At 40.5% G+C, this 12,372-nt stretch carries 15 protein-coding genes and 1 pseudogene; 13 read left to right on the top strand and 3 right to left on the bottom strand.

From position 1 onward, the window contains the following. Positions 1-198: transposase (locus HT729_RS09135; RefSeq protein WP_172931929.1), on the top strand; the 198-nt coding region annotated here is incomplete at its 5' end. Positions 199-212: 14 nt separating this feature from the next. On the opposite strand, the pseudogene HT729_RS09130 reads toward HT729_RS09135, so the two are convergent. From HT729_RS09130 to HT729_RS09120, 3 genes and pseudogenes are all read right to left on the bottom strand, one after another. Beyond that, positions 213-404: pseudogene (locus tag HT729_RS09130) on the bottom strand (DUF1697 domain-containing protein); the annotation flags it as partial. Positions 405-457: 53 nt separating this feature from the next. Beyond that, on the bottom strand, positions 458-1,630 hold the full coding sequence (locus HT729_RS09125) for an NAD(P)/FAD-dependent oxidoreductase (RefSeq protein WP_172926359.1): 1,173 nt from the start codon (positions 1,628-1,630) through the stop codon (positions 458-460). Between the two features lie 58 nt (positions 1,631-1,688). Further along, positions 1,689-2,534 (bottom strand): DegV family protein, encoded by an 846-nt coding sequence (locus HT729_RS09120; RefSeq protein WP_138702066.1) that lies wholly within the window; start codon positions 2,532-2,534, stop codon positions 1,689-1,691. A gap of 124 nt (positions 2,535-2,658) precedes the next feature. Here HT729_RS09120 and HT729_RS09115 point away from each other — a divergent pair, with 124 nt between their 5' ends. From HT729_RS09115 to prfB, 12 genes are all read left to right on the top strand, one after another. Further along, positions 2,659-3,216 (top strand): TetR/AcrR family transcriptional regulator, encoded by a 558-nt coding sequence (locus tag HT729_RS09115; RefSeq protein WP_000004147.1) that lies wholly within the window; start codon positions 2,659-2,661, stop codon positions 3,214-3,216. Positions 3,217-3,234: 18 nt separating this feature from the next. After that, positions 3,235-3,702 carry a cytidine/deoxycytidylate deaminase family protein gene (locus tag HT729_RS09110; protein WP_000136976.1) on the top strand — a complete coding sequence of 156 codons (468 nt, stop codon included), beginning with the start codon at positions 3,235-3,237 and terminating at the stop codon, positions 3,700-3,702. An 88-nt stretch (positions 3,703-3,790) separates the two neighbouring features. Continuing rightward, positions 3,791-4,420, top strand: coding sequence for a uracil phosphoribosyltransferase (gene upp / locus HT729_RS09105; RefSeq protein WP_000515974.1), 630 nt, complete (start codon positions 3,791-3,793; stop codon positions 4,418-4,420). A 173-nt stretch (positions 4,421-4,593) separates the two neighbouring features. After that, positions 4,594-5,184 carry an ATP-dependent Clp protease proteolytic subunit ClpP gene (clpP, locus tag HT729_RS09100; RefSeq protein WP_050242379.1) on the top strand — a complete coding sequence of 197 codons (591 nt, stop codon included), beginning with the start codon at positions 4,594-4,596 and terminating at the stop codon, positions 5,182-5,184. Positions 5,185-5,262: 78 nt separating this feature from the next. Continuing rightward, positions 5,263-5,511, top strand: coding sequence for a YlbG family protein (locus tag HT729_RS09095; RefSeq protein ID WP_000462126.1), 249 nt, complete (start codon positions 5,263-5,265; stop codon positions 5,509-5,511). 102 nt (positions 5,512-5,613) lie between these two features. Then, positions 5,614-6,774, top strand: coding sequence for an ABC transporter substrate-binding protein (locus tag HT729_RS09090; protein ID WP_000726145.1), 1,161 nt, complete (start codon positions 5,614-5,616; stop codon positions 6,772-6,774). 116 nt (positions 6,775-6,890) lie between these two features. Then, a complete protein-coding gene (locus HT729_RS09085; RefSeq protein ID WP_000941427.1) occupies positions 6,891-7,760 on the top strand; it encodes a branched-chain amino acid ABC transporter permease in 870 nt (289 codons plus the stop codon). A gap of 3 nt (positions 7,761-7,763) precedes the next feature. Next, a complete protein-coding gene (locus HT729_RS09080; protein WP_166730742.1) occupies positions 7,764-8,714 on the top strand; it encodes a branched-chain amino acid ABC transporter permease in 951 nt (316 codons plus the stop codon). Positions 8,715-8,719: 5 nt separating this feature from the next. Continuing rightward, positions 8,720-9,484 carry an ABC transporter ATP-binding protein gene (locus HT729_RS09075; protein WP_001185997.1) on the top strand — a complete coding sequence of 255 codons (765 nt, stop codon included), beginning with the start codon at positions 8,720-8,722 and terminating at the stop codon, positions 9,482-9,484. Continuing rightward, entirely contained in the window at positions 9,484-10,194 is a 711-nt protein-coding gene (locus HT729_RS09070; protein WP_000062200.1) for an ABC transporter ATP-binding protein, read from the top strand. The genes HT729_RS09075 and HT729_RS09070 overlap by 1 nt, the downstream gene beginning before the upstream one ends. 303 nt (positions 10,195-10,497) lie before the next feature. Next, positions 10,498-11,154, top strand: coding sequence for a CBS domain-containing protein (locus tag HT729_RS09065; protein WP_000268665.1), 657 nt, complete (start codon positions 10,498-10,500; stop codon positions 11,152-11,154). A 107-nt stretch (positions 11,155-11,261) separates the two neighbouring features. Continuing rightward, positions 11,262-12,357 (top strand): peptide chain release factor 2 gene (prfB, locus tag HT729_RS09060; protein ID WP_101502795.1). Its coding sequence is split into 2 segments (ribosomal slippage): positions 11,262-11,333 and positions 11,335-12,357, totalling 1,095 coding nucleotides; the frame shifts between segments, so codons are not numbered across the junction. The last annotated feature ends 15 nt before the right edge of the window (positions 12,358-12,372 follow it).

Genomic DNA, 12,372 nt, shown 5'->3' with positions numbered 1-12,372 from the left:
AGCAAACTCAAGCCGCTAACAGCTGAAGAGAAAGCCTATAACCATGCGCTATCTAAGGAGAGAAGCAAGGTTGAGAACATCTTTGCCAAAGTAAAAACGTTTAAAATGTTTTCAACAACCTATCGAAATCATCGTAAACGCTTCGGATTACGAATGAATTTGATTGCTGGTATTATCAATCATGAACTAGGATTCTAGTTTTGCAGGAAGTCTAATAGAGTATGAACTTGTTCTCGTATTTCTTCGAGAGCTAAGTTACTTTCAAGAATAATATTTCCACTTTGAATATAAGTTCGAACTTGTTGAAAACCAGCTTCTGTCAAGATATCTACTAGATAAGACATTTTAGGGATAGCATTTTTTCCATTAGGAGTGACTCCCCTTAGCAAGATAATATGTTCCAAAGTAGTTCCTTTCTTTTTTTTGGGGGGGGATTGTTCCATTTAGTAATGTATATTTAGATTGGGTTTGATCCCGCCACCCAGCCGGTACAGAGGGCAGAAGTGATGTTAAAGCCACCTGTGTGGGCGTTGATATCCATGACTTCGCCTGCAAAGTGGAGGCCAGGAACCAGCTTACTTTCAAGGGTTTTAGGGTTGATTTCCTTGAGACTGACACCACCTTTGGTGACAAAGGACTTGGCAAGAGACATTTTTCCAGTTACAGGAATTTTAAGTCCTTTAATGGACTGGACAAGTTGTTCTCGTTCCTTTTCAGTCAGTTGTTTGACTTTTTCAGGATATCCTTGTACAAAAAATTCGGCCAAGCGTTCTGGTAACAAGGTTTTTAAGGCATTTTTTAGAGCTTTTTCTCGATTTTCTTCTAGGAATTTAGCCAAGTCCTTCTCAGAAAGCTGAGGCAAAACATCCAGTGAGAGAATCTCCCCACCCTTGACAAAGCTAGACATACGTAGGGCAGCAGGGCCTGACAAACCAAAGTGGGTAAAAAGCAAATCGTGAGTGATGACACGCTTGCCATAACTTAGAGTCACATCATCCAGCGAAATCCCCTGCAAGGCCTTATGTGGAAAATCTGTTAATAAAGGACTTTCAGCAGCTTCAAGCTCGGTGATGGTGTGTTTAAAATGGCGAGCAATCTCGTGACCAAAACCAGTCGAACCAGTCGAAGGATAGGATTTTCCACCAGTTGTGACAATGAGTTTCTCACAAGTGAAGACTTGGTTAGCTGACTTCAGGACAAATTGCTCATCTACTTTTTTAACCGAAACAATTTCGGTTTGAGTAGCAACTTGACCACCTAGTTCAGTGATTTTCTTTTCCAAAGCTTCGATAATAGTCCGAGACTTGTCACTAGCTGGAAAGACGCGTCCGTGGTCTTCGACCTTAAGTTTAACACCATTTTCTGTAAAAAAGTTGATGATGTCATGATTATCGAACTGGGAGAAAACACTGTAAAGAAAGCGTCCGTTTCCAGGAATTCCAGCTAGTAGGTCGTCCAAGCTACCATTGTTGGTCACATTGCAACGTCCCCCACCAGTCCCAGCTAACTTTTTTCCAAGTTTCCGATTTTTTTCGATGAGGAGGGTTTTCTGTCCATAAAAGCTACTGGAAATCGTAGCCATCATACCAGCAGGTCCTCCACCGATGACAATAGTATCAAAATGTTTCATAGCTCTATTGTACCACAAAAAAACAAGAGATGATGGTTACCTCTTGTCAAGAATGCAATTAATCAATTTCATAGCCCATCAGCAGACCGCCATCTTCTGCATAGAAACTGCAGAGACCAGATGTTGGGAGAATTTTAATATCCGCCTGTGGGAAGGTTTCACGGATTCGGTCTGAAAGCTGTTGGCAACATTTCTCGTTATTGCGTTGGGCCATAACAATACGGCCACCAGCATATCCTGCTTTCACTAACTCTTCATAGGCTGCTTGAACTGACTTCTTTGCTCCTCTTGCTTTTTGTAGCAATTCGAGGGTTCCAGTTTCACTAGCTTCCCCAACCATACGGATATTTAGAAGGCCAACGACCGTACCGATAAGCTTGCTCAAACGGCCGTTCTTCACCAAGTTATCGACTTTGGCTAGGACAAAGAGCAACTTAGTTTTTTCTTGATAGGCGGTGATAGCTTCAACCACTTCTTCAAAAGATAAGCCCTGGTCAATCAAGTCATTTAATTTTTCTACGAGCAAGTCAACTTCTCCACCAGCAGACAAACTATCAATTACATGAATCTTAGTGTCAGGATGTTCTTCCAGATAAATATTCTTGGCCAGTTGCGCACTATTGTGACTACCAGAAAGAGTACCAGTGATGGTTACTAGGAAAATGTTTTTGGCACCTTCAAATGCTCGCAAATAATCATCTGGGCTTGGACAAGCTGATTTTGAAGCTTCTGCGGTTGCATACATGGTTTTCATCATATGGTCAATATCAAGACTGGCATCATCAACAAAGACCTGATCAGCTACTTGAATGGTTAAGGGGACACTTACAAAGGTTGTGTTAATAGCTGGTGTTGGCAGTTGACGATAATCACAACCAGAGTCAGCAATAATCTTCCAAGTCATAGAAATTCTCCATCTTTGTCAGTTATACATTGACAAAGGTTCTGTCTTTTTTTACAATTATATCATGAAAACCCTTGAAACAAAAGCATCATCCGTCTGTTGTGACAAGTAGAAAGAAAATGTTATGTCTGAACGTAGAATCTCTGAAAAGTCTCTTGAAAATCTCAGAAAATCAAACCAAGAATCCAATTTATTAACCAGAGAAGCCATTGAAACAGCCCTCTTGCAACTCTTGGAAAAAAAGGAACTGACCAAGATTAGTATTTCTGAATTGGTCAAACGTGCAGGTGTTTCGCGTGCGGCCTTTTATCGCAATTATGACTCCAAAGAGGAAATTTTAGAGAGCGTCTTTAAACGAACTGTCCACAATATTATGGAACAGCTGCATCATTACGATTTAAAGACAGACCTTTATTTGGTTTGGGTTCACCTTTTCCGGGAGGCCAGAAAGGAAGTTAGAGTGATTCAATTGGCCTTGGATTACCATCTGGAAAAAATCTTTGTCCAAGCCATGCAGGAATTTCTAGAAAAATACCATGGAAAATCAAAAGGTGTCAGCTCTTATCTTCATTCCTTCTGGAGCTCGGCCATCGTCTCTGTCCTTCTAAAGTGGATCAAGGATGGCATGAAGGTACCTGCTGAAAAGATTGCGGATTTACGGTTACCATTTTTTAAAAAATAGAGAAATAGGAGAAAAGAGATGACTGAAAAAAGACTGGCCTGGGATGAGTATTTTGCAGCCCAAGCCCTACTAATTGCCAATCGTTCCACTTGTAAACGTGCCAAAGTGGGCGCAATTCTGGTAAAGGATAATAAGGTCATTTCCACTGGTTACAATGGTTCGGTGTCAGGGACTGAGCATTGTATTGACCACGAATGTTTGGTCATTGAAGGCCACTGTGTTCGCACCCTTCACGCTGAGGTTAATGCTATTCTCCAAGGTGCAGAACGTGGTGTTCCCAAAGGTTTTACAGCCTATGTGACCCATTTTCCTTGTCTCAACTGTACCAAACAATTGCTGCAGGTCGGTTGCAAGCGCGTGGTTTATATCAACCAGTACCGAATGGACGACTATGCCCAATACCTTTATCAAGAAAAGGGAACAGAATTAACCCATTTACCACTTGAGACAGTACAGACAGCTCTTAAAGAAGCAGATTTAATGTAAAAATTATCAAAAATAAATGGTTTAGAAAGATTTTTAAACCGTTTTTTGGTATAATAAGAAGAATAAATTGAAAGAAGGAATTCCAAAAATGGGAAAAATTGAAGTTATTAATCACCCGCTGATTCAACACAAATTGTCAATCTTGCGTCGTACAGATACTTCTACAAAAGCTTTTCGTGAGCTAGTAGATGAGATTGCAATGTTGATGGGGTATGAAGTACTTCGTGATCTTCCACTAGAAGATGTGGAAATCGAAACACCAATTACAAAAACAGTTCAAAAACAATTGGCAGGTAAGAAATTGGCCATCGTTCCAATCTTACGTGCAGGTATCGGGATGGTCGATGGGCTCTTGAGCTTGGTTCCAGCTGCTAAGGTTGGTCACATCGGTATGTACCGTGATGAAGAAACGCTTCAACCAGTTGAATACTTGGTAAAATTGCCTGAAGATATTGACCAACGTCAAATTTTTGTAGTAGATCCAATGTTGGCAACAGGTGGCTCAGCAATCTTGGCTGTTGACTCGCTTAAAAAACGTGGCGCATCAAATATCAAATTTGTCTGCCTTGTATCAGCACCAGAAGGTGTAAAAGCTCTTCAAGAAGCTCATCCAGATGTAGAAATCTTTACAGCAGCCTTGGATGAACGTTTGAACGAACACGGTTATATCGTTCCAGGTCTTGGAGATGCTGGAGACCGCTTGTTCGGTACAAAATAAAATTAAAAAGAGAATGACTTGGAAAAGAAGTTCCAGTCACGAAAGGAGGTTGAATTTTTGTTTCTGTTCTAATGAAAACAGAGCAAAAATCTGACCTTTTTTGACCAAAATATTATAATAGTCTTATCTTCAGTCATTTGACCAACAAAAATAAAACTCAAAAGGAGAAATAAATGATTCCTGTAGTTATTGAACAAACAAGCCGTGGAGAACGTTCCTACGATATTTACTCACGTCTTTTAAAAGACCGCATCATTATGCTGACAGGTCCAGTTGAAGACAATATGGCTAACTCAGTTATTGCCCAATTGCTTTTCTTGGATGCCCAAGATAGTACAAAAGATATTTACCTTTATGTCAACACACCTGGTGGTTCTGTTTCAGCTGGCTTGGCAATCGTTGATACCATGAACTTTATCAAGGCAGATGTCCAAACCATCGTTATGGGAATGGCTGCATCTATGGGGACGGTCATTGCATCAAGTGGAGCAAAAGGCAAGCGTTTCATGCTTCCAAATGCAGAGTATATGATTCACCAACCAATGGGCGGTACAGGTGGAGGTACTCAACAAACCGATATGGCGATTGCTGCAGAACACTTGCTTAAAACTCGTCATACCTTGGAAAAAATATTGGCTGAAAATTCAGGTCAGTCAATCGAAAAAGTCCATGCAGATGCAGAACGCGATAACTGGATGAGTGCCCAAGAAACACTTGAATATGGCTTTATTGATGAAATCATGGCCAACAATTCATTGAACTAATGTTGATAGAAGGCAAACTCGACTGGGTTTGCTTTTTTTGGTATAATAGGGGGAGATTTCTTAGAAAGAGGATTTATCATGTTTGAAAAAGTCAATCGATCTGGCTTGATTATCTATCTTTACTATAATCGTGATGCCAAAAAACTGCAGGATTATGGAGATATTACCTATCATTCCAAGAAGCATCGTTACTTACAACTCTATGTTCCAACTCAAGAAGTGGAGCAATTGGTCGGGCGCTTGAGCAAGGAAAAGTTTATCAAAAAAGTCAGAGTTTGTCATATCCAAGAGCTGGAAACACCCTTTGTGGGTAACCTTTACCGATAGGAAAACGTTATCAGATAAAAATTTAAAGAAAAGTGTTGACAATTTTCTGATAATTCGATATATTCTTAACAGACTATTTAAGAAATAAGGAGACAAAAAAAGATGAAGAAAAAATTTGCCCTATCGTTTGTGGCGCTTGCAAGTGTAGCACTTCTTGCAGCCTGTGGAGAAGTGAAGTCTGGAGCAGTCAACACTGCTGGTAACTCAGTAGAGGAAAAGACAATTAAAATCGGGTTTAACTTTGAAGAATCAGGTTCTTTAGCTGCATACGGAACAGCTGAACAAAAAGGTGCCCAATTGGCTGTTGATGAAATCAATGCCGCAGGTGGTATCGATGGAAAACAAATCGAAGTAGTCGATAAAGATAATAAGTCTGAAACAGCTGAGGCTGCTTCAGTTACAACTAACCTTGTAACCCAATCTAAAGTATCAGCAGTCGTAGGACCTGCGACATCTGGTGCGACTGCAGCTGCGGTAGCGAACGCTACAAAAGCAGGTGTTCCATTGATCTCACCAAGTGCGACTCAAGATGGATTGACTAAAGGTCAAGATTACCTCTTTATTGGAACTTTCCAAGATAGCTTCCAAGGAAAAATTATCTCAAACTATGTTTCTGAAAAATTAAATGCTAAGAAAGTTGTTCTTTACACTGACAATGCCAGTGACTATGCTAAAGGGATTGCCAAATCTTTCCGCGAGTCATACAAGGGTGAAATCGTTGCAGATGAAACTTTCGTAGCAGGTGACACAGACTTTCAAGCAGCCCTTACAAAAATGAAAGGGAAAGACTTTGATGCTATCGTTGTTCCTGGTTACTATAATGAGGCTGGTAAGATTGTAAACCAAGCGCGTGGTATGGGAATTGACAAACCAATCGTTGGTGGTGATGGATTTAACGGTGAAGAGTTTGTACAACAAGCAACTGCTGAAAAAGCATCAAACATCTACTTTATCTCAGGTTTCTCAACTACTGTAGAAGTTTCAGCTAAAGCCAAAGCCTTCCTTGACGCTTACCGCGCTAAGTACAATGAAGAGCCTTCAACATTTGCAGCCTTGGCTTATGACTCAGTTCACCTTGTAGCAAACGCAGCAAAAGGTGCTAAAAACTCAGGTGAAATCAAGGATAATCTTGCTAAAACAAAAGACTTTGAAGGTGTAACTGGTAAAACAAGCTTCGATGCGGACCACAACACAGTTAAAACTGCTTACATGATGACCATGAACAATGGTAAGGTTGAAGCAGCAGAAGTTGTAAAACCATAATAGAAAAATGTTGAAATAGGGAATGAGCCTTTGACTCACTCCCTGTTTCGATGTTTAAGAACCTATCAAAAAGTGAGGGAAAAACCTCGGAATTATATATAGAAAGAGTGAATCTTATGCTCCAACAACTAGTAAATGGTTTGATTCTAGGTAGTGTTTATGCGCTGTTAGCCCTAGGATATACCATGGTTTACGGAATTATCAAGCTCATCAATTTCGCCCACGGTGATATTTATATGATGGGAGCCTTTATTGGTTATTTCTTGATCAATTCTTTCCAAATGAATTTTTTTGTAGCGCTTATTGTAGCGATGCTAGCGACAGCCATCCTTGGTGTCGTGATTGAGTTCCTTGCTTACCGACCTTTGCGTCACTCTACTCGTATTGCTGTTTTGATTACAGCTATTGGGGTTTCTTTCCTACTGGAGTATGGCATGGTCTATCTGGTTGGTGCCAATACTCGTGCCTTTCCTCAAGCGATTCAAACAGTTCGCTATGATTTGGGACCAGTTAGCCTAACAAATGTGCAGTTAATGATCTTGGCCATTTCCTTGATTTTGATGATTTTGTTACAGGTCATTGTCCAAAAGACTAAGATGGGGAAAGCCATGCGTGCTGTATCTGTAGATAGCGATGCGGCACAATTGATGGGGATCAATGTAAACCGTACGATCAGCTTTACCTTCGCTTTGGGTTCAGCTCTTGCGGGTGCGGCTGGTGTTCTGATTGCCCTCTATTATAACTCTCTTGAGCCTTTGATGGGGGTTACTCCAGGTCTTAAGTCTTTCGTTGCCGCGGTACTTGGTGGTATCGGAATCATTCCTGGTGCGGCTCTTGGTGGCTTTGTGATTGGTCTATTAGAAACTTTTGCGACAGCCTTTGGGATGTCAGACTTCCGTGATGCCATTGTTTATGGAATCTTGTTGTTGATCTTGATTGTCCGCCCAGCTGGTATCCTTGGTAAAAATGTGAAAGAGAAGGTGTAAGCGATGAAGGAAAATTTAAAAGTTAATATTCTATGGTTACTCCTTTTATTAGCTGGCTATGGCTTGATTAGTGTACTGGTTTCAGTCGGAGTACTCAACCTATTCTATGTACAGATTTTACAACAAATCGGAATTAATATTATTCTGGCTGTTGGTCTCAACTTAATCGTTGGTTTTTCAGGACAATTTTCACTTGGGCATGCTGGTTTCATGGCGATTGGTGCCTATGCCGCTGCTATTATTGGTTCTAAATCACCAACCTACGGAGCCTTCTTTGGAGCTATGCTTGTAGGGGCTTTGCTTTCAGGAGCAGTTGCCTTGCTTGTCGGAATTCCAACCTTGCGCTTGAAGGGGGACTATCTTGCAGTAGCGACTCTAGGTGTTTCTGAAATTATCCGTATCTTTATCATCAATGGTGGAAGCCTTACAAATGGTGCAGCAGGTATCTTGGGAATTCCAAACTTTACAACTTGGCAAATGGTTTACTTCTTTGTTGTGATTACAACCATTGCAACCTTGAACTTCTTGCGTAGTCCAATTGGTCGTTCAACCCTCTCTGTTCGTGAGGATGAAATCGCTGCTGAGTCAGTTGGGGTTAATACGACTAAAATTAAAATCATCGCTTTTGTCTTTGGTGCCATTACTGCGAGTATTGCAGGGTCACTTCAGGCAGGATTTATCGGTTCAGTTGTACCGAAAGATTACACTTTCATCAACTCAATCAACGTTTTGATTATTGTTGTCTTTGGTGGACTTGGTTCCATTACAGGTGCCATTGTATCGGCTATTGTTCTGGGAATTTTGAATATGCTTCTCCAAGACGTAGCTAGTGTGCGTATGATTATTTACGCTTTGGCCTTGGTCTTGGTAATGATTTTCAGACCAGGTGGACTCCTTGGAACATGGGAATTGAGCCTATCACGTTTCTTTAAAAAATCTAAGAAGGAGGAATAAAACTAATGGCATTACTTGAAGTAAAACAGTTAACCAAACATTTTGGCGGTCTAACAGCTGTTGGAGATGTGACTCTTGAATTGAACGAAGGGGAACTGGTTGGACTAATCGGTCCAAACGGAGCTGGGAAAACCACTCTTTTCAACCTCTTGACGGGTGTTTATGAACCAAGCGAGGGAACAGTAACCCTAGATGGTCACCTTTTGAATGGAAAGTCACCTTATAAGATTGCTTCTTTGGGACTTGGACGTACATTCCAAAATATCCGTCTCTTTAAAGATTTAACCGTTTTGGACAATGTTTTGATTGCCTTTGGTAACCATCACAAACAACATGTTTTTGCTAGTTTTTTGCGCTTACCAGCTTTTTACAAGAGTGAAAAAGAATTAAAGGCTAAAGCCTTGGAATTGCTGAAAATCTTTGATTTAGATGGTGATGCAGAAACTCTAGCTAAAAATCTTGCCTACGGACAACAACGTCGTTTGGAAATTGTTCGTGCCCTCGCTACGGAACCTAAAATTCTCTTTTTGGATGAACCAGCCGCAGGTATGAACCCGCAGGAAACAGCCGAATTGACTGAGTTAATTCGTCGTATCAAAGATGAATTTAAGATTACAATCATGTTGATTGAACACGATATGAATCTGGTCATGGAAGTAACAGAACGTATCTACGTACTTGAATATGGCCGTTTAATTGCTCAAGGAACTCCAGATGAAATTAAGACCAATAAACGCGTTATCGAAGCTTATCTAGGAGGTGAAGCCTAATGTCTATGTTAAAAGTTGATAATCTTTCTGTGCATTATGGTATGATTCAAGCAGTCCGTGATGTAAGCTTTGAAGTGAATGAAGGAGAAGTTGTTTCCCTTATCGGTGCCAATGGTGCAGGTAAGACAACCATTCTCCGTACCTTGTCTGGTTTGGTTAGACCAAGCTCTGGAAAGATTGAATTTTTAGGTCAAGAAATCCAAAAAATGCCAGCTCAAAAAATCGTAGCAGGTGGGCTTTCACAAGTTCCAGAAGGACGCCACGTCTTTCCTGGCTTGACTGTTATGGAAAATCTAGAAATGGGAGCTTTTTTAAAGAAAAATCGTGAAGAAAATCAAGCTAACTTGAAGAAGGTCTTTTCACGCTTCCCACGTCTTGAAGAACGCAAGAACCAAGATGCAGCCACTCTTTCAGGAGGAGAACAACAAATGCTTGCCATGGGACGCGCTCTTATGTCAACACCAAAACTTCTTCTCTTAGATGAACCCTCAATGGGACTTGCCCCAATCTTTATTCAAGAGATCTTTGATATCATTCAAGATATTCAGAAGCAAGGAACAACCGTCCTCTTGATTGAACAAAATGCTAATAAAGCACTCGCAATCTCTGACCGAGGATATGTATTGGAAACAGGGAAAATCGTTCTATCAGGAACAGGAAAAGAACTCGCTTCATCAGAAGAAGTCAGAAAAGCATATCTAGGTGGCTAAAAAGGTCCGGGGGACCTTTTTAGTCGGTGAATAGAGATTGCGAAGCAATTATCTTATTCAGTGGATTGTTTTAGTCGGCATATTTAGATTGCAAACAAATCTACATCTATATTGAAAGCTTAATTTCTAATAATTGAAAAAATCGAATGAAAGGTATCTTGCTTTCATTCACAGAGCTCGATTTTAGAGCTCTTTTTGCTAGCTTATTCATACTTTTCTGAATTTTGAAAAAGAAATGTAAGCGTTTGATAGATTTACAAAAAGATTGTATAATAGGGATAAGAATAGAAAAGGAGAAGTCTCATGGCAGTTAAAGATTTTATGACCCGCAAGGTAGTTTATATTAGTCCAGATACAACAGTATCTCATGCAGCAGATTTGATGAGAGAGCAAGGGTTGCACCGCTTGCCTGTTATCGAAAATGATCAATTGGTTGGTTTGGTAACTGAGGGAACCATTGCCCAAGCTAGCCCATCAAAAGCAACCAGTCTTTCTATCTATGAGATGAATTATCTTCTAAATAAGACAAAAGTAAAAGATGTCATGATTCGCGATGTTGTCACTGTTTCAGGCTATGCGAGTCTAGAAGATGCAACTTATCTGATGTTGAAAAACAAGATTGGTATTCTTCCTGTAGTAGATAACCATCAAGTCTATGGGGTTATTACGGACCGTGACGTTTTCCAAGCCTTTCTTGAAATTGCTGGTTATGGAGAAGAAGGAATTCGTGTGCGCTTTGTTACAGAAGATGAAGTTGGCGTTCTTGGTAAGATTGTTTCTCTAATCGTTGAAGAAAATTTGAATATCTCCCATACAGTCAATATTCCGCGTAAGGATGGTAAGGTCATTATCGAAGTGCAAATCGATGGATCAATTGATTTACCAGCCTTGAAAGAAAAATTTGAAGCAAATGGTATTCAAGTGGAAGAAATCACTCGCACTTCAGCAAAAGTCTTGTAAGAAGGGAAGCCGAAAGGCTTCTTTTTTCATAAAAAAGGGATTATAGCAAAAGATGGAAAGAAATGATAAAATATGCTATAATGAAATGATGTAAAAAAGGAGTATTTATGGACATTTCAGTAATCCGTCAAAAAATTGACGCAAATCGTGAAAAATTAGCTTCTTTCAGGGGGTCTCTTTGACCTCGAAGGGCTAGAGGAAGAGATTGCCATCTTGGAAAACAAGATGACAGAACCTGATTTTTGGAATGATAATATTGCGGCCCAAAAAACGTCGCAAGAATTAAATGAATTAAAAAACACCTATAACACCTTCCACAAAATGGAAGAGTTGCAGGATGAAGTCGAAATTTTATTGGACTTTTTAGCTGAAGACGAGTCAGTTCAAGAAGAACTGGTAGAGCAGTTAGCCGAACTTGATATGATGATGACCAGCTATGAGATGACTCTACTCTTGTCAGAACCTTATGACCACAACAATGCCATCTTGGAAATCCATCCAGGTTCTGGTGGTACTGAGGCTCAGGACTGGGGTGATATGTTGCTTCGTATGTATACTCGTTATGGTAATGCTAAAGGCTTTAAAGTGGAAGTATTGGATTACCAAGCAGGGGATGAAGCTGGTATCAAGTCAGTAACCTTATCATTTGAAGGGCCTAATGCCTATGGTCTTCTCAAGTCAGAAATGGGGGTACACCGTTTGGTGCGAATTTCACCATTTGACTCTGCCAAACGTCGCCATACATCTTTCACATCCGTAGAAGTGATGCCTGAGTTGGACGATACCATTGAAGTGGAAATCCGGGAAGATGACATCAAGATGGATACCTTCCGTTCAGGTGGTGCCGGTGGACAAAATGTCAATAAGGTTTCAACAGGTGTACGTTTAACCCACATTCCCACTGGAATTGTTGTCCAGTCAACAGTGGATCGGACCCAGTATGGAAATAGAGATCGAGCTATGAAGATGTTGCAGGCTAAGCTCTATCAAATGGAGCAAGAGAAGAAAGCTGCGGAGGTAGATTCCCTCAAGGGTGAGAAAAAAGAAATCACATGGGGAAGCCAAATCCGTTCTTATGTCTTCACGCCTTATACTATGGTAAAAGATCATCGAACTAGCTTTGAAGTTGCTCAGGTAGATAAGGTTATGGACGGAGACCTAGATGGTTTTATCGATGCCTACCTTAAGTGGCGAATCAGCTAAGATAGAAAGGAACTC

It is taken from the genome of Streptococcus sp. 79, assembly GCF_013277425.1.
GTDB classification, from domain to species: Bacteria; Bacillota; Bacilli; order Lactobacillales; family Streptococcaceae; genus Streptococcus; species Streptococcus pseudopneumoniae.
The sequence above is the reverse complement of the archived record's forward strand: the minus strand, read 5'-3'. Positions and strand labels throughout refer to the sequence as shown.

Coding starts and splice junctions, on each gene's coding strand:
- clpP (WP_050242379.1), top strand. CDS start 4,594: ATGATTCCTGTAGTTATTGAACAAACAAGCCGTGGAGAACGTTCCTAC.
- upp (WP_000515974.1), top strand. CDS start 3,791: ATGGGAAAAATTGAAGTTATTAATCACCCGCTGATTCAACACAAATTG.
- HT729_RS09110 (WP_000136976.1), top strand. CDS start 3,235: ATGACTGAAAAAAGACTGGCCTGGGATGAGTATTTTGCAGCCCAAGCC.
- HT729_RS09125 (WP_172926359.1), bottom strand. CDS start 1,630: ATGAAACATTTTGATACTATTGTCATCGGTGGAGGACCTGCTGGTATG.
- HT729_RS09095 (WP_000462126.1), top strand. CDS start 5,263: ATGTTTGAAAAAGTCAATCGATCTGGCTTGATTATCTATCTTTACTAT.
- HT729_RS09115 (WP_000004147.1), top strand. CDS start 2,659: ATGTCTGAACGTAGAATCTCTGAAAAGTCTCTTGAAAATCTCAGAAAA.
- HT729_RS09090 (WP_000726145.1), top strand. CDS start 5,614: ATGAAGAAAAAATTTGCCCTATCGTTTGTGGCGCTTGCAAGTGTAGCA.
- HT729_RS09120 (WP_138702066.1), bottom strand. CDS start 2,534: ATGACTTGGAAGATTATTGCTGACTCTGGTTGTGATTATCGTCAACTG.
- HT729_RS09085 (WP_000941427.1), top strand. CDS start 6,891: ATGCTCCAACAACTAGTAAATGGTTTGATTCTAGGTAGTGTTTATGCG.
- HT729_RS09080 (WP_166730742.1), top strand. CDS start 7,764: ATGAAGGAAAATTTAAAAGTTAATATTCTATGGTTACTCCTTTTATTA.
- HT729_RS09075 (WP_001185997.1), top strand. CDS start 8,720: ATGGCATTACTTGAAGTAAAACAGTTAACCAAACATTTTGGCGGTCTA.
- HT729_RS09070 (WP_000062200.1), top strand. CDS start 9,484: ATGTCTATGTTAAAAGTTGATAATCTTTCTGTGCATTATGGTATGATT.
- HT729_RS09065 (WP_000268665.1), top strand. CDS start 10,498: ATGGCAGTTAAAGATTTTATGACCCGCAAGGTAGTTTATATTAGTCCA.